This window comes from Kitasatospora sp. NPDC059599, from assembly GCF_042735125.1.
In the GTDB taxonomy this organism is placed as follows: Bacteria; Actinomycetota; Actinomycetes; order Streptomycetales; family Streptomycetaceae; genus Kitasatospora.
In genome coordinates, this window is sequence record NZ_JBHWCL010000009.1 from 12,834 (window position 1) to 39,772 (window position 26,939).

The 26,939-nt window shown below is 72.2% G+C and carries 23 protein-coding genes; 16 read left to right on the forward strand and 7 right to left on the reverse strand.

The window, feature by feature from the left end; translation table 11 throughout:
• Window positions 1–338: 338 nt before the first annotated feature.
• From ACFV04_RS05130 to ACFV04_RS05155, 6 genes are all read left to right on the forward strand, one after another.
• The gene (locus ACFV04_RS05130; protein WP_380348097.1) at window positions 339–1,271 is read left to right on the forward strand and encodes a hypothetical protein; all 933 of its coding nucleotides are present in this window, start codon (window positions 339–341) and stop codon (window positions 1,269–1,271) included.
• A gap of 644 nt (window positions 1,272–1,915) precedes the next feature.
• Entirely contained in the window at window positions 1,916–2,587 is a 672-nt protein-coding gene (locus tag ACFV04_RS05135) for a hypothetical protein (RefSeq protein ID WP_380526896.1), read from the forward strand.
• A gap of 214 nt (window positions 2,588–2,801) precedes the next feature.
• Entirely contained in the window at window positions 2,802–2,957 is a 156-nt protein-coding gene (locus ACFV04_RS05140) for a hypothetical protein (RefSeq protein WP_380348093.1), read from the forward strand.
• 68 nt (window positions 2,958–3,025) lie between these two features.
• Window positions 3,026–3,640 carry an SMI1/KNR4 family protein gene (locus ACFV04_RS05145; RefSeq protein WP_380526898.1) on the forward strand — a complete coding sequence of 205 codons (615 nt, stop codon included), beginning with the start codon at window positions 3,026–3,028 and terminating at the stop codon, window positions 3,638–3,640.
• A 443-nt stretch (window positions 3,641–4,083) separates the two neighbouring features.
• A complete protein-coding gene (locus ACFV04_RS05150) occupies window positions 4,084–4,785 on the forward strand; it encodes a hypothetical protein (RefSeq protein WP_380348089.1) in 702 nt (233 codons plus the stop codon).
• A 624-nt stretch (window positions 4,786–5,409) separates the two neighbouring features.
• Window positions 5,410–5,850, forward strand: coding sequence for a hypothetical protein (locus tag ACFV04_RS05155; RefSeq protein ID WP_380348088.1), 441 nt, complete (start codon window positions 5,410–5,412; stop codon window positions 5,848–5,850).
• Between the two features lie 783 nt (window positions 5,851–6,633).
• Here ACFV04_RS05155 and ACFV04_RS05160 read toward each other — a convergent pair.
• Window positions 6,634–7,923: an alpha/beta hydrolase family protein gene (locus tag ACFV04_RS05160; RefSeq protein ID WP_380526900.1), complete on the reverse strand. Its 1,290-nt coding sequence runs from the start codon at window positions 7,921–7,923 to the stop codon at window positions 6,634–6,636.
• Window positions 7,924–8,242: 319 nt separating this feature from the next.
• On the opposite strand from ACFV04_RS05160, the gene ACFV04_RS05165 reads away from it, so the two are divergent.
• The gene (locus ACFV04_RS05165; protein ID WP_380526902.1) at window positions 8,243–8,725 is read left to right on the forward strand and encodes a DUF6882 domain-containing protein; all 483 of its coding nucleotides are present in this window, start codon (window positions 8,243–8,245) and stop codon (window positions 8,723–8,725) included.
• An 85-nt stretch (window positions 8,726–8,810) separates the two neighbouring features.
• On the forward strand, window positions 8,811–9,320 hold the full coding sequence (locus ACFV04_RS05170; RefSeq protein ID WP_380526904.1) for a hypothetical protein: 510 nt from the start codon (window positions 8,811–8,813) through the stop codon (window positions 9,318–9,320).
• Between the two features lie 135 nt (window positions 9,321–9,455).
• On the opposite strand, the gene ACFV04_RS05175 is transcribed toward ACFV04_RS05170, so the two are convergent.
• The gene (locus ACFV04_RS05175; RefSeq protein ID WP_380526905.1) at window positions 9,456–9,953 is read right to left on the reverse strand and encodes a GNAT family N-acetyltransferase; all 498 of its coding nucleotides are present in this window, start codon (window positions 9,951–9,953) and stop codon (window positions 9,456–9,458) included.
• A complete protein-coding gene (locus ACFV04_RS05180) occupies window positions 9,947–10,432 on the reverse strand; it encodes a rhodanese-like domain-containing protein (protein WP_380526907.1) in 486 nt (161 codons plus the stop codon). The genes ACFV04_RS05175 and ACFV04_RS05180 overlap by 7 nt, the downstream gene beginning before the upstream one ends.
• Window positions 10,433–10,864: 432 nt before the next feature.
• Here ACFV04_RS05180 and ACFV04_RS05185 point away from each other — a divergent pair, with 432 nt between their 5' ends.
• On the forward strand, window positions 10,865–12,085 hold the full coding sequence (locus ACFV04_RS05185; protein ID WP_380526909.1) for a hypothetical protein: 1,221 nt from the start codon (window positions 10,865–10,867) through the stop codon (window positions 12,083–12,085).
• Between the two features lie 179 nt (window positions 12,086–12,264).
• Window positions 12,265–12,771, forward strand: a complete 507-nt coding sequence (locus ACFV04_RS05190; protein WP_380526911.1) for an ArsR/SmtB family transcription factor — start codon at window positions 12,265–12,267, stop codon at window positions 12,769–12,771.
• A 272-nt stretch (window positions 12,772–13,043) separates the two neighbouring features.
• On the opposite strand, the gene ACFV04_RS05195 is transcribed toward ACFV04_RS05190, so the two are convergent.
• Together ACFV04_RS05195 and ACFV04_RS05200 are read right to left on the reverse strand one after the other, a co-directional pair.
• Window positions 13,044–13,652, reverse strand: coding sequence for a TetR/AcrR family transcriptional regulator (locus ACFV04_RS05195; protein ID WP_380348074.1), 609 nt, complete (start codon window positions 13,650–13,652; stop codon window positions 13,044–13,046).
• Between the two features lie 18 nt (window positions 13,653–13,670).
• Complete coding sequence (locus ACFV04_RS05200) at window positions 13,671–14,102, reverse strand: hypothetical protein (RefSeq protein WP_380348073.1); 432 nt, start codon at window positions 14,100–14,102, stop codon at window positions 13,671–13,673.
• A 466-nt stretch (window positions 14,103–14,568) separates the two neighbouring features.
• Between ACFV04_RS05200 and ACFV04_RS05205 the strand changes: the two genes are divergently transcribed.
• Window positions 14,569–15,783 (forward strand): HEAT repeat domain-containing protein, encoded by a 1,215-nt coding sequence (locus tag ACFV04_RS05205; protein ID WP_380526914.1) that lies wholly within the window; start codon window positions 14,569–14,571, stop codon window positions 15,781–15,783.
• Window positions 15,784–15,990: 207 nt separating this feature from the next.
• Here the strand turns inward: ACFV04_RS05205 and ACFV04_RS05210 are convergent, their stop codons facing one another.
• Window positions 15,991–16,332, reverse strand: coding sequence for a hypothetical protein (locus ACFV04_RS05210; RefSeq protein ID WP_380348069.1), 342 nt, complete (start codon window positions 16,330–16,332; stop codon window positions 15,991–15,993).
• Between the two features lie 648 nt (window positions 16,333–16,980).
• Between ACFV04_RS05210 and ACFV04_RS05215 the strand changes: the two genes are divergently transcribed.
• The 4 genes from ACFV04_RS05215 to ACFV04_RS05230 all read left to right on the forward strand — a co-directional run bounded on the left by ACFV04_RS05215 (window position 16,981) and on the right by ACFV04_RS05230 (window position 24,295).
• Entirely contained in the window at window positions 16,981–19,434 is a 2,454-nt protein-coding gene (locus ACFV04_RS05215; protein ID WP_380526916.1) for a BTAD domain-containing putative transcriptional regulator, read from the forward strand.
• Window positions 19,435–19,771: 337 nt separating this feature from the next.
• The gene (locus ACFV04_RS05220; RefSeq protein ID WP_380348066.1) at window positions 19,772–21,112 is read left to right on the forward strand and encodes a radical SAM protein; all 1,341 of its coding nucleotides are present in this window, start codon (window positions 19,772–19,774) and stop codon (window positions 21,110–21,112) included.
• Window positions 21,113–21,123: 11 nt separating this feature from the next.
• Window positions 21,124–22,167 (forward strand): aminotransferase class I/II-fold pyridoxal phosphate-dependent enzyme, encoded by a 1,044-nt coding sequence (locus ACFV04_RS05225; protein ID WP_380527031.1) that lies wholly within the window; start codon window positions 21,124–21,126, stop codon window positions 22,165–22,167.
• 226 nt (window positions 22,168–22,393) lie between these two features.
• Window positions 22,394–24,295: a TnsA endonuclease N-terminal domain-containing protein gene (locus ACFV04_RS05230; protein ID WP_380526918.1), complete on the forward strand. Its 1,902-nt coding sequence runs from the start codon at window positions 22,394–22,396 to the stop codon at window positions 24,293–24,295.
• 115 nt (window positions 24,296–24,410) lie between these two features.
• Here ACFV04_RS05230 and ACFV04_RS05235 read toward each other — a convergent pair whose 3' ends face one another.
• Window positions 24,411–25,109 carry a glyoxalase gene (locus ACFV04_RS05235; protein WP_380526920.1) on the reverse strand — a complete coding sequence of 233 codons (699 nt, stop codon included), beginning with the start codon at window positions 25,107–25,109 and terminating at the stop codon, window positions 24,411–24,413.
• A gap of 211 nt (window positions 25,110–25,320) precedes the next feature.
• On the opposite strand from ACFV04_RS05235, the gene ACFV04_RS05240 reads away from it, so the two are divergent.
• Window positions 25,321–26,913 (forward strand): hypothetical protein, encoded by a 1,593-nt coding sequence (locus tag ACFV04_RS05240; RefSeq protein WP_380526922.1) that lies wholly within the window; start codon window positions 25,321–25,323, stop codon window positions 26,911–26,913.
• Window positions 26,914–26,939: the final 26 nt, after the last annotated feature.

Here is a 26,939-nt window from a genome sequence, read left to right on the forward strand (position 1 = left end):
CCGACGAGCCGGTCCCCGGCGCACCTGACAGCAGCCAAGCCCGTTCAGCGCGCCCGGACGTGGCCGGGGGGCAGGGGCGTCCTGCCGCATCATCCGGCGCTGTCCGCCCCGTTCACCTTGGCGCCTCGTCCGCGGAACGGACGGTGGCGGCTGCCCGTCGGCCGGACGAGAGCGGGCTTCCTCGCTGCCAGGTTCACGCCCTGGGGTCAGGGGCCGCCGGGCCATCGGGTACGGTCGCGGTCTCACGTCCGCTCAGGTCCGGTGACGGTCCCTCCGGATCGCCACCAAGAGAGCGGTGAGTCCCACCCAAACCGTGTACAACCCTAGGGAGCTTCCTCGTGCACCAACTCCTGCGCCGGAGCCTTCCGGCCCTCGCCGCCCTCGGCATAGCCGTCGGCGCTCCGCTGCTCACCGCCGGCACCGCCCAGGCCCACGCCGAGCACGGGTGCGGCGCCGTCGACGTCCAGTTCTCCGTCGACGGCGGCAAGGGCTGGATCTCCGACGGCCGGATGTCCCAGCCGCACGGCGTCATCCAGGTCCGCCTGGTCGGCGACGTCGCGGACGGCTGCGACTACCGGGTCTCGCTGGCCTCCTACGAAACCGAGGGCCCGACCTGGGCGACCTCGGGCAAGCAGACCTTCCTCGGCTGGGCGACCACCACCCTGCGCAGCGGGAACCGCCAGGCGACCCTGGACGTCTCCGCCCACCTGCCGAAGTGCTACGGCCAGATCGACCTGTACAACGGCGACAAGAAGTTCGACGGCGTCGCCAACCCCGCGCCGAGGTACCCGGACGGCCTCTTCCCGGACAACCTGATCTCGGCCTGGAACGGCGGCAAGGCCTGCGTGCCGACCCCGACCGGCACGCCGACCGTCCCCGTGCCGACCTCCTCGGCGTCACCCACGGCCACCGCGACCCCGCACCCGACCGGGACGCCCACTGCCACGACGACGCCTTCGGCCACCGCCACCGCGACGGCCACCACCTCGCCCTCCACCACCGCCAAGCCGTCGGTGCCGGCCACCGGGACCCCGTCCAGCGGCACCCCGTCGACCGCCCCGGTCGTTCCGGCGCCGTCCGCCCCGGCGGACACGACCGGTCCGGTCGGCAAGCCGACTGCCAATCCGGTCTCGACCACGCCGGCCAACACCCTGGCCAGCACGGGTGGCAACAGCAGCCAGATGATCGTCTACGGCGCTGGTGGCGCCGCGCTGCTCGCCGTCGGCGGGGGCGCGCTGGTGATCGCCCGCCGTCGGGGCGCCCGCCGCTGACGCGGCACCGCTGAGGTACCCAGGACGCCCGCGGTCCCCGGACCGCGGGCGTCCGTCGTCCGTTCACCCCCGGGAGTGGACGGGACGCTCCGGGACCGGCGCCGGTACTCCGTGGGCGTCATGCCGAGCGGGCGGCGGAACGCCCGCGCGAGCGTGTCGGTGGTCCCGAGCCCGCAGGCGCGTTCGAGCGTCCCGTCGGTGGTGCCCAGCCGGTTGCGGGCCCGGCCGGTTGCGGGCCCGTTCAACGCAGGCCGGCCAGGATGGGGCCGGCTCAACCCGGCCGCTCAGGGAAACGGCGTTCACCCTCATCGGGGACGTCCACCGGCCCCAGGGGCGGACTCCGCCCCTGCGGGCAGCCGTGCACGAGGACGACTCGGACGGCGCCGTCGGCCGTCCGCCGTTCGCACCGCCGGGGTCGGCGGCGCCAGCGGGCGCAGCGGCCCGCGGGTGGGTCCGGGTGCCCCCGGGTGGGGCCGTGGAGACAGGTGCCGAGCCGCGTTGGCAGTGGGGTGCGACAAGGGCCGCTGTCGTCGACTCCCGGCTGAGCCCACATCTGAGTACCCGTGCTCAGGTCTGCGGCACTGCACGCCGGTAGCGTCGTGATCAAGACCGCAGGCAGATCGCAAGCACGGGGGACGATGCAGATGCAGACCAGTGACCGCACCACGGCCCGCAGGTGGCCGGTCGTTCTCGGCACGCTGCTTCCCATCCTCCTGATCGGCACGGTCACGGTCGGGGCGTGGCTGTTCAACCACGGTCACGGCCCGGTCGCCAGGCACGACGATCCCGGGACGGACGCCGGGAAGGCCCGGGACAGCATCCAGAGCGCCCTCGAAGGCTCCGTGGGTGCCATCACCCCGCAGGTCGCGCACTCCGACGGCTGGTACTACGTGGTCCGCGACCCGGACCACTGGGACGGCGAGCCGACGCCGACCTCCACCGTCGACCGCATGTGGTCGGTCCAGACCCGGGTCGACCGGTCGAAGTACGAGGCCCTCGCCGACCAGCTCGCCCGGTACTGGACGGCACACGGCTACACCGTCGGCAAGTTCCGGAACTACATCGGCACCGACACCGACCCGTTCCCCACCGACGAACGCCAGATCTCCGCGACCTCACCCGACGGCGTCTTCCTCACCCTGGAGATGGACACCTCCAGGGTGAGTCTCCAAGCCTCCATGAGCGGAGTCCACTTCGCGGGCACCGAGGTGTACGGCATGAACCCCTCCCAGCCCGGCCAACGGCTGGACGACTACTGGCACCAGCTGAACGTGGTGCCCCCGACCACCGACGACCCGTACTGGTCGCACCACTGACGACCCGACCGAGGGATCGTGCCTCAGCCGGCGGTGGAGCCGAAGGGCGGGATGGTCCGGCGGACCAGGGAGGCCGTTTCCGCAGGAGCCGGCTTGATCCCGTTGCGCCCGATGGTCCCGCTCGTTGCCGCACTCACCGTGTTCCACGCAGGTGATGTCCCGGCGCGTGGGCGAGTGGAATCGGCCACGTGCGTTGGCGGAACAGGGGGCCTTGATGTCACGTTGCGCGGCGCCGGGGTGGCCGGTGCTCCCGCACGGACGGGCCCGGCTGACGGTGGGCGTGGTGGCGGGCGGCCCGGCGCCGTCCGTGATCGGCGGGGTCGCACCGGCCGCCTTCCCCGCACCGGCTCTCACCGCGATCGCGGCCTGACCAGTTGCTCTGCTGAGAGTGCTGCACAGCTTCGGCCGTTGACACCCCGGTGAGGCAGACTGCCCGCCATGACAACGGCTGATCACGACGTCCCGACCTCCTGGAGCCGCGTCGGCGCCTGGCTCACTGCGCACACCCGGCGAGGCCCGGCGAGGCCAGCGTCGGATGCCGCCCGCCTGGACGCGTTCGAGGCAGATCTCGGCCTGCCCCTGCCCGCCGACCTGCGGGCCTGGTGGCTGCTGCCCGACGTCATTGCGAGCCACTGGATTCCGGAGGCGTTCGCCCCGGTCTCGCTGGACGAGGCCCTGGAGACCCACGAGATCTGGCTCCTGGTCGCCGAGCAGGAAGGCGACTCGTTCGACGAGAACGGCCGGCCCGAGACGCGCTATGTGCGTGAGTTCATGCCGATTGCGCTGAGCCCCGGCGGCGACGGGCTGGTCGTCGACATGCGCCCCGGTGACACCCACGGCACGGTACTCCTCTGGGACCACGAGACCTGGACCCTGGACGTCCCCCAGTGGGCCTCGGTCACCTCAATGCTCCAAGACATCGCCCACGCGCTGGAGGCTGGCACGCCCGCGCTGCTGGGCCACGCAGCCCTCGGCGGCTCCCAGGAACCCAGCACCGCCACAATCGACGGCGCACTCGATCTCACCTGGCAATCCACCACTCCCAGCCGCTGATCAGACCCATCCCGCTTGGCGCTTGACCACGTGCGATGTCTGCGGTGGGCGGGGAGTTTCGGCGAGGCGGAACGCCCCAGGCGCCGGGGCGGAACTCACCAGTGGCCGGCGGGCCGGGCACCGGTATGACATGTGACTGCGATCGATAGATTGCGAATGCGAGCTGTAGTTTGCGAGCGGCGGTCCGGGCACCGGTCGAGTCACGCTGAGTGGTCGGCTCCGGAAGTCCTTCGGGGGTTGCTCCGGGGCCCTCGTCGTGGGGGCATCTGGTCAGATGTCGGGAGTGGTGAGGTAGTGCCGGCAGGCGTAGTCGGGGGCGTCTTCGGGGGTGCCGGCGAGTGGCACTGTGCGGTCGGCTAAGGGAAACGGAGCGGCGGCAACAGCGCCACCGCGCCCTGAACCGACCGCACAGTGACATCCCGAGCGTCCCATAGGATCCCTTGGTGATCACTGACCAGGGGAGATCGGCAATGAGGAACAAGTGGGGGATTCCGGCCGCCGCCATAGCCGTTGGCGTGCTCGCCACAGGCTGCGGATCCGACGGTGGCGACGAGAAGGACGCTCTGCCGAAGGTGGAGAAGCTTGCTGCCGACACCGGAGCACGGTACAAGGCAATCGGCGTGCCTGCACTGGACGGCATGACCTGCGACAGGGGCGATGGAGGATTCCACTTCGGCAGCGACTTGGACATGTCGGTCGCCGGTGAGGACGACCTGCCGCAAATCAAGCAGGACTCCAGGGAAGACACGGTCTCCTGCTTCGGCGCGACGCGCATCACCCTCAGCAAGGGCGGGATGCGGGCGACCGCGCCGAACCTCACCACCCGGACGACTTTGTATGAAAAGGTCGCGGACCCCGCCGCCTCGCTGGACAAGGTCTTCTCCCACACCATGGACCTGGAGAAGGGATACGGCCGGAACCCGGTGGGCGAGCCCAAGTACTCCACCACCAAAGACTTGGTGGTGAAGTGCCAGCAGAACGTCAGCGACACCTTCCCCATGACGACCTGCTTCTGGGCAAATTACGGAGCGATCGGCGTCGTCGACTTCTTCCCGCCGGACGGCAAGCACGTACCGATCGACGAAGCAGCCGCACAGACGCACAAGTTCGTCGTGGGTGCCCTCTCGACCACCGGCACGTCCTGACCCTTCGGAGAACCGCCAGGAGGCGTCCGAGCGCGTCACCCGGTATGCCCGCGAAGAGATGAAGCGCGCCGAACGGCTCGACGGCCGGCCTGCTCGATTCGGGCGCAGGAAGAGTCCTCGTTCCGCCTCGCCGCGTGATCAACCCCCGAAGGACTTACTGGCAGTGCTGAGGCGGCTTGTTCGTGCCGACGATCGCTTCGACACCGGCGCCGGCATCCCGCTACGGATCTGGTCCGGGCCCCGAACCGCACTCCCGCCGTGGTCTGGAGTGGGCTGGACCTGTGGGCCGAAAATGGCCTGTCTCCCCGCCAGGATCGGACCCTAGGCTCTCCAACCGTTGGCGCAGCCGCTGTTCACCGACACGGGGAAGGATCTTGCGTGATGCGCGGAATCGTCAAGGCTGCAACGGCAGTCGTGGTGACCCGGGGGGCGACCGCAGCCACGGCCGGCAGTGCTTCGGCTACCGGGGACGGGGAAACAGTGGAAGGCGCTTCTATGTGTGCGCGTCAAGTCAAGACCGCCCGTCCGTCGCTGCGTCGACTGGCCGCGGCCGTCGCGGCAATCGCCGCAGCCGGCGCGGTCACGGCCGTCCCGGCACAGGCCGCCAGCTGTTCCAATCGCATAGTGGCGGACAACCCCACGGACATCTACGACAAGGGGGCGTGGTCCGACCCGTGGACGCCTGCCCCGCGCCGGCTGGGGACGCTGTACCTGGGCTACTACACCGACTGCCGCCAGGTGTACGCCGAGTTCCACTGGAACCAGAACGGGAGCGTGGTGGACCTGAGCAACAAGGTGGGGTACATCCGCCTGGACGACGAGCACCCGTACGCCGACGGCTCCGGCTGGAGGTACGACCGGGCCTACAGCAACGCGAACTCGGGCTGGTGGACCTCGCAGCCTGTCCCCATCGACAACTACGGGGCGCCCAAGAAGTTCACGCCGGTTCTTGAGATCAACCACGGGTCGACCGCGTTGTGCAACGACTGGCGCATGCGGGGGAACTGGCACACCTTCTCCGATGGCGGGAACGGGAGCGGCGCGTGGGGGAACTGCGGTTTCTGACCGCGCTGCCAACACGGCGATGCGACTGCAACCGGATCGGCGTCGGCGTTACCTGACCGGCCGCTTGCCTGTCCCAGCCGACGACGGGCCTGTCGACGCCGCGCCGCGCCCGCGAGGCAAGCCGGCCGCCCGCGTCGGCGACGCGGCGCATGCCAGCCAGGGACTCGGCGGTGCGGCCGGCTCTTCCGTCAGCAGCCCACTGTCCAGGACGGCGGTCAGACGTTCGGCGGTGCGGGCGCGGTGCTCGTGCTGCCGGCGGCTGATCCCGGTCAGCCGCTCGGCCAGCACGTCGGCCGGGGTGTTCGCACCCTGGCCGGCACCCGCTGCGGGTTCGGGTGGGGCGATCGGCTCCGCCCTGCTTGCGACCTGCCGACAGCCCGATTCGTCACCGATGGTCACCGTCCCTGGGCGTCGCCTCACAAAGTAACGCTCGAACGGCTCGCAGACCACAAGTCGTAACCTCTGGTCGTAGAGTGCTGGCTCGCGAACTATCCCTTGGAGTCACATGACACTGCCTTGGCTGTGAACCGCTCCCGCCTGGGGAGATGGCCGGTCGATGACACAGCCCCTCCAGGTATGACACGGGCGGGTGCCGGGTTCGGGCGGCGGCCGGCGGGCGGGGGAAGGGAGCGGCGGCACGTGGAGCCGGCCGTCCCGGTCGGCGAGGCCGAGGCGCGGCGGCTGACCGGCACGCTGCGCGAGTCGGTGGAACCGGTGCGCACCGCGCCCTGGTGCGGGCCGGGCGGGTGCGCGGGCAGACGGCTCCGGTTTCGTACCGCCGCTCTACCGCTCGTAGACCATCTCGGGGAAGCGCGTCGACGGGGCGTCCAGGAGGTGGTCGTCCTGGCCGCGCAGCCAGCGGTCGAAGAAGGAGGCGACGTAGCTGCGGGTGGCCTGCTCGGCGCGGTCGGGTCGGACGTCGCCGACGTCCTCGGCCAGCTTCTGCGGGCTGATCGCGCCCTGCCGGGCCAGCTGCGGGAGCAGGGACTGCGCGTCGGTGTACGACCCGTGCCGGGAGCCGGTGAGGGTCACGTCGGCGTGCCAGCCGGTGCTGTGCTGCCACAGGGCGTCCCAGCCGGGCTGGCGGTGGTAGCTGCCGGAGTCGGACTCCTGGGTGCCCATGAGCAGGAACGGCCTGGTCAGGCCGTCCTCGGCGACGGTGGGCAGGGACGGGTGGGCGTCGGTGCCGTCCGGGCCGGGGAAGTGCAGCTGGCCGTCCAGGTTGACGCCGGCCTTGAGGCGCGGATCGTCGTGCATGGTCTGCAGGGCCGTGGAGCCGCCCCCGGAGTGGCCGACCATACCGATCCGGTCGAGGTCGAGGGAGGCGGCGAGGCCGGCCGGCAGCTGCGCGTCCTGGCGCAGCCCGGCGAGCCGGTCCAGGACGAAGCGGGTGTCGTCGACCCGGGCCTGCAGGATCTTGCGCAGGAAGGCGCCCGTGTCGAGGCCGGGCTGGGCGAACAGCGCGGGCAGGACGGAGGTGGCGAGGTCCCCGTCGGGGAAGGCGACCTCGGAGGCGTCGTAGGTGTGGTCGACGGTGACGACGACGTAGCCGCGCGAGGCGAGGTCCTCCACCAGGGCGGTGCCCCAGGTCCGTGGGTCGCCGAAGCCCGCCGAGTACAGCACGACGGGTCGTTTGCCGCCGGGCCGGGCGGGCGCGTCGGGGCGGGCGTGGGTGCGGATGCCTGCCCAGTCGGTGCGGCCGGGCTCGACGTGGTTGTCGCTCTGGGTGACGCCGTCGGCGCTGCCGAAGTGGTCGGCGGCGGCGGGGAGCATGTACGGCGCGCGGTCGTCGCCGGTGGCGGGCCGGGTGGTCGGGTACCAGAGGCTGATCATCAGCTTGCGGTGCTGTCCGGGTTTCCAGGGGTCGTCCCGGTGGTCGTCCGTGAGCTGCAGAGACGTCGTGCCGATCGGGTACGGACCAGTGGGCTGCGGCAGCCAGGCCCTGGCCTGCTGCTCGGCGCCCCGTCCCGGCGCCGCCACCGCCGCCACCGCCGCGCCCGGTGCGCCGATCACGCCCAGTGTCGCCGTCGCCGCCAGCAGTGCCGCCGCCACGGCCCGTCCTCGCCTGTTCATCGCCGTTCCCCTCGTTCGGTTCCGTGTCCGCCTCGGACAGGGGCGACGGTACGGGCGGGGAGGGGCGGAAACCGTCATACCGGGGTGCCAAGTCCCGCTGTAGTACCCCGGTATGACGGCGTTCGGCGCTACCGGTACCTCCTCACCGCAGCCTGACCCGTTGCTTCCGGCCCGCGTCGTCGACGGTCCCGACGGCCGGCCCCTCCACTGCCGGATGGGGCAGACCGCCCGTCAGGACAGCGCCTGATCGAACCCGCTGCAGTGGACCACCAGGCCGGATGGGAGGATCTTGCCGATCATTCCGGTGCAAGGAGACATAGTGGACGACCGCTCGAAGCATGACCACTCCGGTTGGGAGGGGGTCGTACGCGCGGCCCGCGAACGCGCCCGCAGTCGGCAGGCTCTCATGGTCGAACGCTTCGGACTGTCGGGCGACGTGCAGTACCAGTGGTCGATGGACGACGCGCAGATCACGTGGTCGCGCTCCGGGACGGTGTTCCTCACCGGTCGACTCACGCTGATCGGCAGCGTCAGCGTCCCCCAGCAGTCCTGGCTGTGGTCATGGGCGAACGAGTCGCTTCCGCCCGCAGTCCTGGGCGACATCGAGCAGGTCCGGCAGTTCGGCGAGGAGAACGGCTACCCCGTCCTGCCGTGGCCGGGCTTCGACTACCACCCCGAACTCGTCGCCGAGGCCCGGATGGTCGCAGCATCCGTGCTCGACGCCGAAGGGCTCTGGGCGGAGTCCACCGATGACCTGCAACTCCACTTCCTGGTCCATGACTTGACGCTCACCGCTGCATGACGGCGATGGGTGCCCAAGCACCCTCCCGGAGCGTCCTTCCCCTCCGCCGGAGACTCCGCACCATGCCCGGTGACATCATGAACGCATGGAGACGATGGGCTTGCTGGACGCTCTGACCCGATTCGGCGCGACCGCGGACCTCGGGGGCCTGCGGCCGCTCGGGGCGTTCCCGGTCGCCGCTCTCGGAGAGCCCCAGCAGTCGGGCCGCCAAGCCGATCACCTGCCGTGGCCGCAGTGGTTCCAGTACGGGTGCATGTCGGCCGACGTCTGCCGGTGCCTGATCGTCAACAAGGTCTCGGTCCGCACGTGGTACGACACCGTCACCCTCCCCACCGGTGAGCCCGGTACGTACCGCGACTTCCCGGGCCCACCCGGCTTCCCGGACCTGGCCGCCGCCTTCGCCGCCGCCGGCGTGCCCTGGGAACGGCGCCGCGAGGCACACTCCCTCCCGCAGTTCACCATGCGGAGCACCATTGCCGAACTCCCCGGCGTGACAGTCGACTTCATCTTCACCATCGACGACGATCCGGACCTTCCGACGCTGTACAGCGCCCACGCGACCGACCACACCCACCTCTGCCCCGAAGGACCGTGACTCGCCGGCGGCCCGGGCCCGGACACGACGGCGGACCCGGACCCCGCCCCCGGGCTCCGGCCCGCCCCGGGGCCACGACCGGACACACTCCGGGCGGCCACGGCCCGGCGGCGTGACCCACCACAGGCGCTCGGGTCAGGACGCTGCCGGGCGGACGGGCAGTGCGAACCGGACCTTGGACCGGGCCCGGGCCCCCGCCCGCCGGTAGAAGCGGATCGCGTCGGTGTTCCAGTCGGGCGTCTGCCACTGCACCTGCTCGACACCGAGGGCAGCCGCCGCGTCCTTCACGGCGTCCAGCAAGGCCCGCCCCCAGCCCTCCCCCCGATGCCGCTCGGAGACGAACAGGCAGTCCAGATGGACGAATTCGGCCGCCTGCCAGGTGGAGAACTCCCGGGCGAAGGTGGCGTAGCCGATCAGCTCACCACCCCGGTCGGCCACCAGGCACCACGCTCTCGGATGTGCCGCCCCTGCCGGGAACAGCACCGGCGCCAGGCGGGCGGCGAGGTCGGCGGGCACCGGCCCGGCGGCGCGTTCGAACTCGGCGTGGGCCGCGCACAGGCGGGCGATCGCGGGCAGGTCGGCCGCGGTGGCCGGGCGGATCGCGCCGCCCGGCCGCACGGTGTCGCTCAGCATGCGCAGGAGATGCCCGAACGCGGGGCGGTCAGGTCGTCGACGGGACGCTGCTCGGTGCCGGTGGCGCAGTCGTAGGCGAAGCCCTCGCGCACCCAGTACTCGAAGCCGCCCAGCATCTCCTTCACCCGGTACCCGAGCCGGGCGAAAGCCAGCGCCGCACGGGTCGCCCCGTTGCAGCCGGGACCCCAGCAGTACGTCACCACCGTCAAGGCCGGGTCGATCAACCGCGGCGCCAGCTCCGCGATCCGCGCGGTCGGGATGTGCACGGCACCGGGGATACGGCCCTGGTCCCACGCGACCTCGCTACGGGTGTCCACCACCACGACACCCGACACACCGGACGCCAGATCGGCGTGGACATCCGACACATCCGCCTCGAACGCCAGACGGGCAGCGAAATGTGCGGCGGCCTCGGCCGGGAGGGCGGCGGGCACACCCAGCACAGCGCTGGAGATCTCGTCGGAAACGGTGGCAGTCATGGGGCGCCTCTTGTTCTTGCTGGTCAGGATGGGGACGGTCGGCCGAGCCCGGGCTTCCCCGGCCGGCGATGACTCCATCCTCCGGCCGCCGACCCCCACCCCACGAGTGGCGTAAACGCCCAAGACCGCCAAGATCCCGCCAACCGTCCGAAGGATCCGCACCCGGCCCGGCTCCACCGGACGAGGACCGGCCTCGCCCGGTGGTGCCCGACCAAGGACCCCCGGAACGGTGGCACCGTCCGGCGGCCGCGGAAGAGGGCGGTCTCTCGATCCGGATGGCGCCCCCGGCCCAGGGCAGTGCTCGCCCGCGTTGCCGTGCCGCAGCCGGTGGCGGACCGTCGGTGGGGCGGATCCTATGGTGAACCACCTCGGAGCGGAGGGAGTTCGGGCAAGGCTCCTCGTGGCACGCCCCTGCCTGCGACCATGGGGGCCATGCCGCAGGATGCCCCGGACCCGCCGCCGACCTCCTCCGTGGAGAGCTTCGTGGAGAACCTCGTCACCGACGGGGCCACCGTCAACGGCCCGGTACTGCAGACCGGAACCGTGCACGGCGGAGTGCACGTGCACTCGGCCGCGCGGCCGGTGCGGCCTGCGGGCGCCGAGACGGTGGACGTCCTGATCGAGTACTTCGAGCCGGGTCAGTGGCTGGTGATCCCCGCGTGCGCGGCGCTGGACGACCCACCGGTGCTGTTGCCGGGACAGCGCCCGGGCGAGGAGGACGTGGCCGACTGGGCACGCGGGCACGGCGGCGTGGACTTCGCGACCACCGAGCTGTCCGTCACCGTGACCAACCGCTCCGACACCCACCTCACGCTGCGCGACCTGCGGGCACAGGTCGTCGACCGGGCCGAGGCGCTCACCGGGGCACTGGTCTCCCGGCTCCCGCAAGGCGTCAGCGGCGTACCCGAGCTGGAACTCGACCTCGAACAGGAACGTCCGGCGCTCTGGGAGGTGGACGAGCTCACCCGCCGACGTGTCGGTGCCCGCCCGTTCCTCGACCGCACCCACGTACGGCTGGCCCCGGACGAGTCCCAACGCTTCATCATCACCGCGCAGATCCGCCGTACCTGCTGCACCTGGCAGCTCGTCCTGGTCTTCCGCGCCGACGACGGCGCCGAGTTCACCGTCCGCCCGGCGCAAAGCTTCCGGACCAGCGGGCTACCGGTGACCGGGCTCGCCCCCGTCCTGCGTTGGGCGTGGTTCGAGGATCCGCCGCGGTTCTGGCAGGACCAGGCCCGGCTGGGATGGTGCAATCCCGGCAACCCCTGCCCTGACCTCCCCGTGGCCGCAAGGGAGTTACGTAAGCGGGCCGGGCGCTTCGGCCCGCATCTGACGCACTTTCTCAGCACCGGCACCACGGGCCCGGAGCAACAGCTCCGGCTGGCCGCAGCACTGCCCGCGGTGCGACTGGCCGCCGACATCCTCACGGCCGACCGCAAGAAGCGGCACACCGAGGCCGACCGCCTGCGCGCAGACCTGCGGCAGCGGTTTCCGCGCCCGATCGCGGCACAGGCCTACGTGGCCGCCCTGCTCGCAGCGGGCCTCACCCGCGGGATCCCGCCCGGCCACCACGAGCAACTCACCGCCTACCTCACCGCCACCCCCGCCGCCGAGGTCCTGCGGCCGATGCTGGCCGCCATCGCGCGCCGTTGAAGGACGTGGTTCTCGCAGACCGGGCCGGCGATCGACTCGACGACGGCGACGGCAGCGGCGACGGCAACGGCAACGGCAACGGCAACGGCGTCCGACGCAGGTGCTGATGTGGTGGAGGTCGTGGCAGGGAGCAGGCCGGCGACTTGCCAGAGCGTCAAACGCACTTGACGCTTGATCCGGTGAGCCACCAACGAGACGAAGACGTCCAGCGGATCAGCACCGCTCGGCAGCACACCGCACTCGCCCACCCCCTGCGCCAGCGCCTGCTCTTCGCCCTGAGCAGCCGGCCGTCGACGATCAGCCGGCTCGCCGCGCAGCTGGGAGTGAACAAGGGCAGCGTCTCCCACCACCTCAGGGTGCTGTGCGAGGCGGGGCTGGTCCAGGACGCGGGAACGCGACGGGTACGCGGCGGCACCGAGAAGTACTACCGGCGGGCCGCCGAGCGGCTCCTCGTCGCCGAACCGCAGGCCGAGGGCACCGCCGCGCTACTCGGCGCCGTCGCGCAGGAGTTGGACCGCTCCCCCGCCGACCACCTCCTGGCGCTGCGCCACCTCCGGCTCAGCCCGGCCAAGGCGGCGCGGCTCGCCGAGGCGCTGGCCGGGCTGGTCGACGAGACGGAGGAGGACCCGGAGGGCGAGCCGGTGCACGGCCTCCTGGTGACGCTCTACCAGCAGGCCGGGGCCTGAGCGCCGGTCTGCTGGAGACCGTGTTGCGGGCCGGCTGCCCGGCACACGCCCGCGCGCACCACCAGGACGGGTCGGCCACGGCCTGGTGGTGTGCCGTCTGCTGGTCCGCCCCCGAGCGGGCGCCCGGGGCGGCCGGTGAACCGCGGCGCGACCGGCGTGGTCGCGTGGCAGATGGTGCCCTGGTGCCGCGCCGGGTCGTCCGGGGCGTTGAGCGCCTGCCCGGTCGGTCGCCGCATCGGCGGCGTCGCGGTTCCGGCTCCCCGCGCGGGGGTTCAGCAGTGTTCGAAGCCGGTCACCAGGGCCCGCAGGCCCGTGTCGAACCACCGCTGGTAGTAGGCGAGCGCGTCAGGATCCTGTCCGTCCTCGTCGCCGTCGGTGTCGTCGGCGCCCGGGTGTGTTCCGACCTGGGCCAGGGCGTGGCCCAGCGTGTAGACCCCGACGGACTGGATGCGGATCAGCGCCTCGTCCTGGTCGACGCCGGCGGAGGTGAAGCGTTCCAGCAGCACGGCCAGGAGCGGGACGGCCGTGTCGGGGTCGACCGGGTGGGTGGCCAGCAGGGGCACCGCGTTCGGGTGTTCGAGCAGCATGCGGCGGTAGGCGACCGCGAATCCGGTCAGTGCCTCGGTCCAGGTCGGCCCGGCGTCCAGATCGGCCAGCGCGGTGGCGAACAGGTGGTTGACCACCGTGGACAGGATGGCGTCACGGCCCGGGAGGTGACGGTAGAGCGACATCGCCGCCACCCCGAGGTGCGCGCCGATCCGGCGCATCGTCAGCGCCTCCAGCCCCTCGCGGTCGAGCACCTCGATCGCCGCGGCGGTGATCTGCTCGGCGCTGATCTGCGCGGGGCGGCCTCCCCGGCCGGGTCGTGATACCTGGTTCATGCCCTCAGCGTGACAGAGTCACCCGGCCAGGGTGACGGCCAGGGTGCCGCCCGTCATCGCCAGGGTGAGGACACCGACCACCATGTGCTGGACGTCGGGCACCACTGCGTGCCCCTGCACGGGCAGGACCTTCAGTGTGCGGGCGTAGTCCCGGGCGTAGGACTCCCGCTGCGCCGCCGTGCTGATCCCGGCGTAGGGCAGCCACCAGCTGGTCACGTGACCGACCAGGACCAGCAGGCACAGCACCAGGGCGGCGATCCGCGAAGCCTGGTGGTCCAGCGCTATGCCGCCGGCGATGAGCAGCGGGATCGGGTAGTTGACGGCGGCGTCGCCGAGTCTCTCGCGGCGGTTGTCCCCTCTCAGGTCGTTGAGCGGGAACATCGGCACCCACTCGGTGAGCATCAGCCAGGCCAGCCAGATCAGCGGCATCGTGACGGCGATGGTGTGCATGGAGCATTCCCCTTCGGGGTGAAGGTCGGTCGCGTTTGAGTACAGCGTAAGCTTACGCGGTAAGCATACATGCGGGGATCGTCGTCCACACCCAGACCACTGACTCGCAGCGCTCCCCCACCTCCCCCACCTCCCCGCGCCACCGTCAGCAGGGGCCGGTGACAGCAGTTGGCCCCGGTGGCAACGGACCGCGGATTCGCCGACCACAGCGGCGGGCACAGCTGGACGGCGGCTCCCGGCAGCAGCGCTGGACGGCCTGCCGCCGCACTGCGGCCGGGGCGCTCACGCCGCGCTCGGCACCGCGAGGCCGGGACACGGGGCGGCCGTTTCGCCCGCGCTCAGGATCATCGGCGGGTCTCTTCGCCCGGGCGGTGGCGCCAACCTGCCCTCATCGCGGGGCGGCTACGCTTCCTCGGGCCCGTCCTGGTTCACGACGGGCTGGCCGAGCGGCACGGAAGGCAGGACGGTGGAACCACTCATAGCCGCGGTGCGGAGCGGGAACGCAGCTGCGGTGCACGCGTTGCTGCGAGCAGGCGCCGACCCCGACAGTGCCGACGAGCACGGCACCCCGGCCTTGTGCCTGGCAGTGAACGCCTTCGATCTCCCGATGGCAGAGGCCCTCCTCGAAGCATCCGCGCGTCCGGACCGTACGGACGCCGTCGGCAGCACCCCGCTGCTTCGCGCGATCGAGCTGGGCGCCTACCACATCACGAACATGCTCGTCAGCCGTGGCGCCCACATGTGGATCAAGGACGCCGAAGGACGCGACGCCCTGGCACTGGCCCGGTACTGGCACGAGACGGACGTCGTGGCCGAGTTCGGTCGCAGAACCGGCCGGCGGGGGCCGGTCGATCGCAGAACCGTCTCGTCCGACGACGGGAACTGCGAGCAACTGTCCCTGGGCGGCCTGACCGTGAGAACCGGGCACGCCGCGATACTCACCGAGCTGGAGCGGTCGTACGGCATCGCGACGTCCTTCCGGGAACTGCTCTCCCGTGCGCTGGCCGAGCCCGACGTCGACCACGTGGTGTGGTGGGCGACGACCTCCGCGCTCTCGGAACGTCACGGCCCCACCACCTGGAACGCGGCCGCTGCCCTGCGCGACCGGTCCGACTCGCTGGAGCGCTACTTCGGCGCGGAGGTCATCCGCCTGATCAACCTCTTCGACGAGAGCGACGATGCGCCGTTCGACGAACCACTCGTCGACCTCTTCCTGCCCTGGGTGACGAGCGAGCCGGACCCCCGGGTCGCCCGGTCGCTCACCGCGGGACTGGCCGACTGCCAGGACCCGCGTCGCGAGGAGCCGCTCACCGCGCTCACCCGTCACGTCGACAGCGGAGTCCGGCACACGGCACTGTCGGGGCTGCACCGTCCGATCGAACGGGGTGACGACGAAGCCCTGTCCGCAGCCGTGGAACGCACGACGGACGAGGACGCGGCGGTACGCAGGCAGGCGTGCCGAGCCCTCGCCTCCGCCCCCACGCACGATCGGGGCGCCACGGACGCACTCGCCGCCTGTCTCACCGACCCGGACGAGGACGTGCGTGTGGAGGCAGCCGTACGGCTCGCGCTACGGGACGATCCACGAGGCGACGAGATCCTGGACGAACTCCCGCCCGCCGCCGAGGATTCCCCCCACTACTGGCTGCTCTACGAGGTGGCCCGACACCGTCACGGCTGACGCCCGGAGCAGCGGTGGCCGCGCGAGCACCCCGCCGTACGACAGCCCCCCGGGCCCGGGTCGGCGGTCCAGGACGGGCCAGGGTCATGCGGACATGAGGGCGGGCGGTCGTCGTCGCCGCCGGGCCGGGCGCAGCAGCTGGAGTGCCGCCGGCGCGACAGCCTGTCAGGGGTGTCGGGCCTCCGTGATCCGCTGGTCGCCCGGCCGTCATCCGTCCGCCGTCAGTGGCCCCTCCCCGGGCAGCTCGGCCAGCCGTTCCGCCTGCACCTCCGGCCGCTTGCTGTCCCACAGCAGCTCCCACACCTTGAACACGCAGTGGTAGTCGCGCATGCTCCCCTGCGCGATGAGCAGGTAGGTGTCGCCGTCACGGAGCAGCGTCCGCCGCCGGCTGTTGAAGGGGTGCTGCGGGGTGTAGGAGGGGACGAGCCGCTTCAGCTCCTCGACCGCCTCCTGGCGGGTTCCCTCGACCTCGGCGAGCACCTTGCTCCCCCAGATCCGATCCTGGCCCATGCCCACCGTCTCCTCGACGACCAGCGCCCAACGTGCCATGTTCCGCCCCCGTTTCTTCCCGCCCGGTCTGCTTCCGCGAATCCCTGCACACCGTCGGACGTTCCGTCGTCCACACCCGTTCCCGCCCGCCCACCCGCTGTCCGGCCCGGGTGTGGAGGATGTGCCGGTGCTCCGCCGAGGGTACAAGGAGCCTCACCGACCAAGCCGACCCCGGGCCGCGCTGCGGGCGCGCGACGCGGGGCCCGGGGCCGGGCGCGAGAGTGAGGGTGAGGGTGAGGGCTGAGTCGGCGGCGCCCGTGCGGCTGAAGTCTCGCCTGATCAGCCGGATCGCCCCGGCCCGCCGGGCCAGCCGGGCTGTGTCGCGTGCGGGCACAGCGCGAACAGCCACGGCCCCCGCGGCAGTTGCAGCGAGATCGAGTACGAGGGCTCGGACCGCTACGACGGTGGCGGCAACCGGATCGTCACCCGGAGGACGCAGCGCAGCTACGCACGCCGACGAAGACGGCGGCGGCTCTGCATCCGAACGCCCGAACCCGGCCGCTCGGGCTCGACCCGTACCTGCCCTCCGCCTTCGGCCGGCCCGTGACGTGTGGATAATGGATCTTGGTCGGCGGTCTGGCAGGATCCTCGCGAGAGACCTGCGGAGCCGCCCCGGAGCACGCGGGGGCGTCGGTGCGATTTGGTCTGTTGGGCAACCTCACTATCCAGGACGACTCGGGCGCAGCCCTGACACTGCGCTCACCCAAGGGCCGGGCGCTGCTGGCAGCGCTGCTGCTGGAGCCGAACCGGCCGGTTTCACGTGACCGGCTGCTGGGCGCCCTGTGGGGGGAGCGGCCGCCGGCGACCGCCGTGCACGCCCTGAACAATCAGATCGCCCGGCTGCGCCTCTTCCTCGGACCGGACGGCGGGGACCGTGTGCGCACCGTCCCGCCGGGATACCTGCTGCGGATCGACGAGAGTGAACTGGACACGGAGGACTTCACCGGCCGGCTTGCCGCCGCCGACGCCTCCCGCGACCGGGGCGACTGGCTCGGCGTCAGCGAGCACACCGCGGCCGCACTGGCCCTGTGGCGCGGCTCACCGCTCGACGACCTGCCGACACTCGCCGAACAGGAGCTTCCCTACGTCCACGCCTTGCAGGAGGCACAGCTCCAGGCCACCGAGTGGTACTTCGAGGCAGAGCTGCGTCTTGGACGGCACCAGAGCGCGATCTTCGAACTCACCCGCTGGACCGCTCGGCACCCCCTGCATGAGGCGTTCCACGTGCAGTTGGTCACCGCGCTCTACCGGAGCGGACGCCAGGCAGACGCCCTGGCCGCCTTCGAGGACATCCGAACCCTGCTGAGGGAGGAACTCGGAGTCGATCCCGGACCGGCTCTACGCGCCGTACACCGACAGGTCCTCCGCGCCGACGCCGACCTCCTCTGGCGATCCGAGTCCGTCCACCCCGTCTCCGTCGGCACCGGGAGGAGCAGGGCCGACGCCACGGCCGCAGGTGAGGTCGAGTCGGCACCGCTCGACTCCTCCGTGCCCTCGCGGACGGCGCGGACACGACCGGTTCCCGCCCAACTTCCCGCCGACACGTGCGACTTCACCGGCAGAACAGAAGAGTTGGACGCCCTGACCGACCGTCTGGCGTCGGCCGCGGCCGGCGGCACTCCCGCCCTCCTGGTCGTTGCCGGGATGGGGGGAGTCGGCAAGACGACCCTCGCCGTCCACGCCGCCCACCGGGTGCGGAACCTGTTCCCCGACGGTCAGCTGTACGTGGATCTGCGCGGCTTCGGATCCGGCGAGCCTCGCGAGCCGCACGACATTCTGGCCGGCTTCCTCACCGACCTCAGCCACACCGACGACACCGATGCCCCGCGCCGGCCGCTTCCCGAACACACCGACGACCGCGCCGCCCTGCTGCGGACCGTCCTTGCCGACCGTCGCGTACTGCTGTTCCTCGACAACGCACGTGACGCTGCCCAGGTGCTGCCGCTGCTGCCCGGCAGCGGATCGTGTGCGGTGGTCGTCACCAGCCGCACGGTGCTCGCCGACCTGCCCGGAGCGGTCCAGAGCACCCTGGGCCCCATGGACATCGAGGAGCAGCGCTCACTCCTGTCCGCGCTGTGCGGGTCCGGCCGGGTACGGGAGGATCCGGACGGCGCCCTGCGGGTGCTGGCAGCCTGCGCGGGGCTTCCGCTGGCGCTGCGGATCACCGGTGCCCGTCTCACCGCGAGGCCGGGCTGGTCGCTGAGCACACTCGCGCAGCGTCTGGACGCGGGTGACGGGCGGCTGCGGGCGCTTTCGGCGGGTCATCTGGGTGTGCGGGCGACGTTCGCCTCCAGCTATCTCGCCCTTGGCGACGGTGAGGAGTCGGCGGAGGGCGAGGCGGCGCGGGCGTTCCGGCTGTTGGGGCTGCGGCCGGGTGTCGTCTTCGGCGTCGAGTCCGCAGCCGCCCTCATCGGTCGTCCCGCCGACATCACCGCCGACCTGCTCGAACTGCTGGTCGACGCCCACCTGCTGCAGAGCCCCGGCCCCCTGCGGTACCGGCTCCACGATCTGGTGGGCGAGTTCGCCGCCGAACGCGCCGAGGCGGAGGAGGACTCCGAGGCCCGTGACGCGGCCCGAGTCCGCCTGATGGTCTGGTACGCGGCAGCGCTGCGCAGCGCCAACGGCGCAATGGATTCGGGTGTCCATTGCGCATCGTTCGCGGACGAGGATCCTCCGGCCCCGGTGCCGGTCTTCACGAGCGGAGAACAGGCCCTGCGGTGGTGCGTTCAGGAGCTGGCGCACATCAAGGAGGCGATCCGGCAGGCAGCGCACTGCAGCCGCCCGGACCTCGCCTGGCGGATCGCCCACGGGTTGCTCGGATACGCGAACCTGTACTGGTGGACCGGCGAAGCGGACGCCTGCCTGCACCTGGCCCTGCAGATCGCCGAGGAGAACGACGACCTGCGCGGCCAGGCCTTGATGCTCCGGCGGATCGGCATCATCCACGGCCTGGCCTTCCGCACCGAGCAGGCACTCCGGGACCTGCATGCCTCATTGGTCCTGTCCGAGCAACTCGGCGATGAGAGCGCGCAGGTGTCCGAGCTGACGAGTCTCTCCGTGGGCTACAACCAGATGGGGCAGATCGAGCTGTTTCCACACTGAGAGCGAAGCTCAGGGAACCGGCGCGACGAAGTGACGGGCCCTGAGGTGGAGCGCGTACAGGATCTGCACGTCGAGCGGGTCGAAGCCGGCAGGAAGCATCATGAGGACCCTTCAGCGCGTCGGATCCGTTCACGATAGGCGGGCTGGATGGATGCGTGGCACCGGTGGGCCGACGATCGGCTCGTGAACGGGAGCACGTCGACCTCGGCGACACACGGCACGGCCCCGGACCATCGGCGTCCTGGCAGACGGAGGTCACGGTCGTCGAGTCCGTGGTGCCGGAGCAGGGTTCCCGGGGAGGAACGACCAGCGCGAGGTCCGTTCATATGATGACGGGATGAACCGCAGTGACCAGCGCTTCCACGTCATCGTGCTGTCGAACTTCGCGAAGGGCTTCGACAAGTACGCGTTCACCTACGGTAAGGCGGGGATCCCGGAGAGTACCTTTCCCGACCGGTTCCACCTGCTGACCCGTTCGGAGTTGGGCATCGGCATCACCAAGGCGCGACGCCTGCTGGACCGCCTGGCCATTCCGGGCGACCGGCTGCTGGTGCTGGAAACCGCGGTGGCCCCCGCCGCGTTGGTGCCCAACACGCGGACCGGCCTCGGCGCGGAGCTGCACGAGGCCCGCATCCGGTTGTCAGCGATCCACGAACTCGACCACGTGGGCGACGAGTTCACTCTGCGCCCGACGACCGTCGAGGACGCGATGGCGGGCTCCCTGCGCCTGCACGGATCGGCCGGGCGTCACTACGCCGACCTGCGACCGCGCTCGGTCTCGGTCCTACCCGTCGCCGCCGCCTGCCAGGCCCGGTGCTCGTTCTGCTTCTCCTCGGCGTCGATCTCCAGCGACCAACCGCCGGCACGGGTCCCGTGGGACGCGGTCGCCCACTGGCTGGAGCGCGCCCGCGCGGCAGGGGCCGAGCGGGCGGTGATCACCGGCGGCGGGGAACCCACGCTCATACCGTTCGACCAGCAGCTGCGGCTGGTGTCCGCCTGCTCGGCGGCGTTCCCGAAGGTCGTCCTGATCACCAACGCGCACACCCTGGCGAAGGGACAGCACGCCGACCGGGCCGACCGGCTGGCCGCCCTGGGCGCCGCGGGCCTGAACGTGCTGGCGCTCTCCCGGCACCATCAGGACGACGCCGTCAGCGAGCGGCTGATGATGCTGCGCACCCCGGTGGGCTCGGTGATCGACACCTGGCGCACGGACCGCGACCGCTGGCCGGGCCTGCGGACGAGACTGATCTGCGTCCTCCAGCGCGGCGGCGTGGCCGATGCGGCCGGCGTCGCCGACTACCTCTCGTGGGCCGCGGACCTCGGCGTCGAGGAAGTCTGCTTCAAGGAGCTGTACGTCTCCACCAGCACCGAATCGCTCTACTTCGACCGCGCCGCCAACGTCTGGAGCCGGGAGCACCAGGTTTCGCTGTCCGTCGTCACCCGGTTCGCCGAGCAGCACGGCTTCGAACCGGCGAGCCGCCTGCCCTGGGGCGCTCCGGTCTACCAGGGCAGCTGGAACGGCCGGCCGATGCGGATCGCCGCCTACACCGAGCCGAGCCTGCTCTGGGAACGCACCAACGGGATCGCGCGCAGCTGGAACGTCCTGGCCGACGGACGCTGCTACGCCTCCCTGGAGGACCGGGCCAGCGAGATCGTGGCGGAAGGTGCGACGGCATGAGGTTCGACGGCATGAGGTTCGACGAGTTCCAGGACTTCCGACAGCGGCAGCTCGGCACGTCCCCGTCGCTCCTGGACGCCGCCGAAACCAACCTGTACCGGGCACTCGCTCCGATCCGACCGGAACCGCCGACCGTCATGAGCACGGTGCACCGGTGCGATCTCGCCCGGGCCTGGCTGCGGCGGTTCGAGCTGCCGGAGGAGTGGTCCCGCCGCGCCATGGTCTGCCGAGGGGTCCGGCACGGACTCGATGTGGTGTTCCGGTGGCTGCACGCCGTACAAGCGCGGTTGTGGTTGCCGAGCGACGTGTACCCGGTGTACTTCGAACTGGCCCGCGCGGCAGGCCTGGCACCCTCCTCCTACCCGACGCTGCCGGTGCCGGCCCTGCCGGGGTCGCCTGCGCAGGACCGGCCGGAGTACCTGCTGCTCGCCAACCCCAGCAAGCCGCTCGGCCGGTACCTGTCCGATGCCGAGTGCGCCGCGGCGATGGCGTGGCTGGAGGAATCACCGCGCCGCCGTCTGCTGATCGACAGCGTCTACGACCTGGGAGCTCCGTTCGCCGCCGGGACCCGGCGGCTGCTGGGCACCGGTCGTACCGTGCTGCTGCATTCGGTCACCAAGGGGTGGCTGTGGCCACGCACCTTCGGCGTGGTCCTGCTCGGTCCGGACCAGGACGAACACGCCGCACTGGCCGAAGCGTTCCGGGCGGATCCGCCGACGCCGGCACAGCTGAGGCTCGCCGACCGCCTGCTGACCGAGCACGCTGCCGTGCCGCAGCAGGTCGTCGACGAACTGGCCGTACGGGCCCGACAGTTGTTCGAACGGCTGCCGGGCGAGGTGCTCGGGGCGATCCCCACGGCGAGCCGGACGTGTCCCGGCAACTACTTCTTCCCGGTTGACATCCCGGCGGAGACGCTCCTGCACGACCACAGCGTGCTCGCCCTGCCGGTCGGCGTGTTCGGGGAGAGCGATTGGTCCGGCTCCGTCCTCACCAGCCTCACCGCCGGGACCGTCCCCGGCGCCCGGCTTCGGCCGCACCCCGACCGGCTCGCGTGACGCGTCTGCGCAGCCGCAAGCCGCAGTCGCAGCCGCCGCCGCCGCCGCCGCCGCCGCCGCCGTACGGACGTCCCCCGTTGAACGTCGGTTCTCCGTGCAGCGGTGCGTGCGGCGGTGCGTGCGGCGGTGCGTGCGGCGGCGGTCGGACGCCGGTGGGGTCCCCTCCGCATCCCGTGACGCGGACCCGGGCATACTCCACCCTGTTGTCACAAGCCATGGGGGGACTGTGCAAGCTCATTCGCCTGCTCCGCGGTCGGGCCGACCGTGGACCGAGGCCGAGGACGTCCGGCTGCTGGAGGGCGTCCGGCAGGGGCTCGGCCTCGACGGACTCGCCGACCGGCACGGCCGGACCGTCGGGGCGATCCGTTCCCGCCTGGCCCGTCACGTTCCACTCGCCGACGCCACCGATACCAGCGATGCCGCCGACGAGCGGCTGCTGCAGTGGGTGAGGTCCGCCGCTACGCACGACAGCGGCAGCACCGCCCGAGGCCCCGCCGACGACCCGGGCCCCACCGACGCCCCGGCCCCCGGCTCCGACCCCGACCCCGGCTCCGACCCCGACCCCGACCCCGACCCCGACCCCGGCGACGATGCCCTCCCCGTCTCCCTCCCCCCGGGAACCGGCCCGGCCGACGTCCTCGCCGAGTGGCAGCGGCTGACCGGACACGCCCTCAGCACCGAGCGTCGGGCGCTCTTCCTCACCCGTACGACGGTCGACACCCTCGCCGCCGTGGATCCCGCCGTGCGCCGGGACGCGGGACGACGCCTCTGGCAGGAGACCGGGCAGCTCCTCCTGGGCGACTGGGTACTGGAGTGCCGCTGCCCGGGCGCCGCCACGCTCGCACCGTCGTGGAACGCCATCGCCGAACGGGACGACGACACCGCGCTGCTCCTGCGCGAACTCCTGGCCGCTGCCGTCGACGAGATACCCGGCGAGCGCGACCGCCGGATCATGGGCCTCCGGTTCGGCGTGGGCGACGACGACGCCCGGACCGACCACAACGCCCGGACCCAGGAGCGGATCGCCGAAGTCTTCGGCCTCTCCCGCGAACGCATCCGCCAACTGCAGAACAGAGCCGTACGCGCGATGGCCCGCACCGGCTCCCCCGCCACCAGCAGGCTCCGCACGCTCGTCTCCGAACTCGGGCACCTCGATCAGGCGCCGCCGGACGACGACGGGCCCTCCAGCGCCGAACGGCTGCTCGACCTGGCGCAGGTCCTGCTCCCGGCCATGGCACTGCGCCAGGCCGTCACCCTTCTTGCCACCCTCGCCGGAGTCCGCAAGGTGCCGGCTGACGGCCTCTCGGCGCAGGCCGTGACGATCCGCACCCTGCGCCAGGACGCGGAACGTCGCGAGGCCTCCCGCCAGGGACGGGTCGAGCGGGCCACCGCCAGGTGGCAGCGCCTGGCGGACCGGATCACGTGGTTCGGCACCCCCGGGTGCGCCCCACCGCTCGGCGAACTGACCGCACTGCGCGAGGCCGAGGACGACGACCCCCGCTCCGGATCGTGGCACTGCCCCAAGCTCGGCCGCGCGGTGGCCTACGAGTCGGAGCCCGAACGCCACCTGATCCAGCTGCTGTCGTTCGCCCCGCAGGTCGCGTACTACCAGGAACAGCCACTGGCCATCGGCTACGAGTTCGACGGCCGCGCCCGCACCTACTTCCCCGACCTGCTCGTCGCCACCACCGACGGACGCTGCGTCCTGATCGAGGTCAAAGCGCTCTTCGAGATGGCCACCGCCGTCAATCGCGCCAAGCACCACGCCCTGGAGCAGCTGTGCCGCGAACGCGGCTGGGGCCTCCTGGTCACCGACGGGTACCGCACCCGCACCCTGCTGGAGGAACACCGGCCCGACCCCCGCCTCGCCGACCTCATCGGCCCGCTGCTGGCCGACGGAACGGTGCTGGGGTGGTCGCAGGTCGTGTCCGCCGCCGGGCAACGCCCCGACTGGATGGACTTCGCGGCCCTCGTCCTGAGCCGGGGATGGGACTGGCGCACCCGGCCGTTCCGGCTGAGCATCGGCGCGGCGTCGCCCCACGCGTCACCACCGCAACCCGACGCCGCCGCTCCCGGCCCCGGCCCAGGCCCCCGCACGGCGCTGTACCGCAACGGCACGGTCCGCTGACCCACTTCGCCGCGGGCGCAAGCCGGCCGCGAGCGCGAACCGGCTGCGGGTCCGTCCTCCCGGACGCCGGAGGCGACGAACACCCCGCCCTCGCACTCGCCCCGTCGGTGGCGGGTCAGGAGCGGGCGGACGGGCCGGCCGCGGCGGCCGGTACCGCGGCCTCCCAGGCGAACCCGTCCGGGTCCGCGAACGAACCCGCGGTGCCGCCGAGGACGATCCGGTGCGAGCCGCTGCCGTCGACCGCGACGCCCACCTCCTTGGCCAGCGCGCGGCGCTTGTACAGCGCCAGCTTGACGGCGCCGGGCCCGCCGGAGGCGAACTCGGTGTACTTGCCGCCGAAGCTCCTGGCCACGGTCAGGCCCCGGCCGACGTAGAACTCCCTGGTGGCCTTGACGTTCTCGACGCCGAGCAGCAGGACGACGTCGTCGATCGCGCGCGTGGCCGGGCCGGTGTCCTTCTTCGCCGAGGTCGCGACCTTCCAGGCCGTCCCGTCCGGCGCCTGCACCGAACCGCCGTAGCCCCACAGCGACTTCGCCGCAGGCTTGACGACCGTCGCGCCGGCGCCCACCGCGGCCGCCAGGAAGGCGTCGACGGTGGCCGGCCCGGACACCGTGAGCGCCAGCGCGAAGCCACGGAACCCGACGGACGGCGCCCCGGACTCCCGCACGCGGACGTGCCGGTCCACGCCGAACGCGGCGTAGAAGCGCTGCGCGGCCCCGAGGTCGGCCACCTCAAGGGTGACGGACGCGAGGGACACGGTGGACGCGGTGGACGCGGTGGACGCGGTGGACGCGGTGCTTTCGTTGTTTCCCATGTCCATCACGCTACGGGCGGCCCGATGCCCGGGGCTTCTCGAATCCTGATCGGTCCCACCCGGCCCCACCCGGTCCCGCCCGATCCCGTCACCTGCTGCGCCGCGCAGACACCGCCGCCGATGTCGATGGCCGCGTCGGCGGCGGATCGCCTGTCCGTCCGTCCGACAAATCGTTGGGCCCAACCGGTCCACGCCTGCCACAATGCCGCCGGTGACGGTGGTGGACAAGGCGTGGGAGCGGCTCGGGTCGCAGCTCGGTTCGGCGGAGTTCGTCGCGATGCTGCGGCGGCTTGCGGGGGGTGAACCGGCCGACGGGCAGGCGGTGTTCCATGCGTTGTACTCGGACCGACGGGGAATGAGTGCCCTCGCACCGGACGCGCTGCCGTTCGTGCTGGCCCTCGCCCGCGACCCGGCGCTTCCGGCCCGCGAGGAGCTGGTACTGGCCCTGCACATGCTGGTCGGGTGCGCGCGGTCGCAGCCCGAGGAGCGGATCGCCCCGGGCTGGCCGTCCGCCTGGCGGGCCTGCCGTGCGGCCGCGGAGCCGCTGGTCTCGGATCCGGATCCGACGGTGCGCCGATGGGCCGTGTCGCTGGTGGAGCGCCGGGGCCTTCTGTTGGACCGGCTCCGGGCGGAGCCGGAGCCGGCACTGCGGATCCGGCTCCTGCTGCGGCTGGGCCGGGTCGCGGCGCCGTCCGACGACGAGGCACGGGCGGCGGTGGCGGCCGAGGCCGACGACGACGCTCCCGCCCTTCGGCTGGCGGCGCTGCGGGCCCTGAACCGGTTGGACCCGGACGGCGCAGCCGGGCGGGTGGACCAGTTGGTGGAGGTTTTCACCGGCCCGACGACGCCGTCGTCGGTCGATCTGCTGTGGAACCCGCTCGCCGAGGAGTACCCCGTCGAGCTCGCGGACCTGATCCTGCCGGCGGCCGAGGAGCTGCCCGGCGAGGTTGCGGCGCGGTTCACCGCCCGGCTGGCCCGCACCGGCGCGCCCGAGTTCCGGGTGGCGGCGCTGGACGCGGCCTGGCGTGTGCTGGCGATGCGGCCTTCGGCAGGTCCGGGGCTGATACCGGCGGCGGGCGAGCTGCTCGACGATCCGGACCCCCGGATCCGCACGAGAGCCGCCCACCTGCTGGCCGTCCTGGCACGGCGGGCCGCGCCGTTCGCGGACAGACTGTTCGCACTGCTGGACGACCGGAGCGGGGACGACCTGCTGGACGGCGACACCGCGGACTTCGCGCACTGGGCGCTGGCCCGGATGGGCGATCCGCGCGTGATGCCGGGCCTGGTGCAGAAGTTGACGGAGCTGGAGGAGGAGCAGGGCCGTGGCTACATCGGCGGAGATCCACGCCGCCCCGAGCCGTACGACGCCCTGATCGCCTTGGCGGAGCACGCCGACGTCCTGCGCCCGGCGTTGACGGAGCGGGTTCGGGCCGGCCGGCGGGGAGCCGACGTCCTGGCGGTGTGGGACGGCCTGTCCACCGCCGGCGACCCGTCCGCGACGCCGGATCCGGAGTCGGTGGTGGGCCGACTCCGCCGGATGCCTCAGCACTACCAGCCGTGGCAGGACCTGCGGCCGCAACGGGCCGCGATGGCCGCCGTCGCGGCGCTCTCCCGGCGTGGCCCGCTCCCGCCGGAGGTCCGCGCGGCTGTGGAGTGCGTGTTGGCGCTGGACCGCCGGCTGTCCGACAAGGCCGACTACCGGGCGGTCCTGGACGACGAACGGCTGCGCGGCATGCTGGAGCGGGCGCTGCGCGGCGAGGCCGTGCGAATGCCCGCCCTTTCCGGTTCATTGCCTTTCTCCTGAGTCGTGCGCTTTCGAGGGCGTGCGAC

Excerpts from the sequence above, each read along its gene's own strand:
- ACFV04_RS05210 (WP_380348069.1), bottom strand. The coding sequence starts at position 16,332 with ATGGCACGTTGGGCGCTGGTCGTCGAGGAGACGGTGGGCATGGGCCAG.
- ACFV04_RS05140 (WP_380348093.1), top strand. The coding sequence starts at position 2,802 with ATGTCACGTTGCGCGGCGCCGGGGTGGCCGGTGCTCCCGCACGGACGG.
- ACFV04_RS05200 (WP_380348073.1), bottom strand. The coding sequence starts at position 14,102 with ATGCACACCATCGCCGTCACGATGCCGCTGATCTGGCTGGCCTGGCTG.
- ACFV04_RS05235 (WP_380526920.1), bottom strand. The coding sequence starts at position 25,109 with ATGGGAAACAACGAAAGCACCGCGTCCACCGCGTCCACCGCGTCCACC.
- ACFV04_RS05170 (WP_380526904.1), top strand. The coding sequence starts at position 8,811 with ATGGAGACGATGGGCTTGCTGGACGCTCTGACCCGATTCGGCGCGACC.
- ACFV04_RS05180 (WP_380526907.1), bottom strand. The coding sequence starts at position 10,432 with ATGACTGCCACCGTTTCCGACGAGATCTCCAGCGCTGTGCTGGGTGTG.
- ACFV04_RS05135 (WP_380526896.1), top strand. The coding sequence starts at position 1,916 with ATGCAGACCAGTGACCGCACCACGGCCCGCAGGTGGCCGGTCGTTCTC.
- ACFV04_RS05145 (WP_380526898.1), top strand. The coding sequence starts at position 3,026 with ATGACAACGGCTGATCACGACGTCCCGACCTCCTGGAGCCGCGTCGGC.
- ACFV04_RS05185 (WP_380526909.1), top strand. The coding sequence starts at position 10,865 with ATGCCGCAGGATGCCCCGGACCCGCCGCCGACCTCCTCCGTGGAGAGC.
- ACFV04_RS05160 (WP_380526900.1), bottom strand. The coding sequence starts at position 7,923 with ATGAACAGGCGAGGACGGGCCGTGGCGGCGGCACTGCTGGCGGCGACG.
- ACFV04_RS05225 (WP_380527031.1), top strand. The coding sequence starts at position 21,124 with ATGAGGTTCGACGAGTTCCAGGACTTCCGACAGCGGCAGCTCGGCACG.
- ACFV04_RS05195 (WP_380348074.1), bottom strand. The coding sequence starts at position 13,652 with ATGAACCAGGTATCACGACCCGGCCGGGGAGGCCGCCCCGCGCAGATC.
- ACFV04_RS05175 (WP_380526905.1), bottom strand. The coding sequence starts at position 9,953 with ATGCTGAGCGACACCGTGCGGCCGGGCGGCGCGATCCGCCCGGCCACC.
- ACFV04_RS05220 (WP_380348066.1), top strand. The coding sequence starts at position 19,772 with ATGAACCGCAGTGACCAGCGCTTCCACGTCATCGTGCTGTCGAACTTC.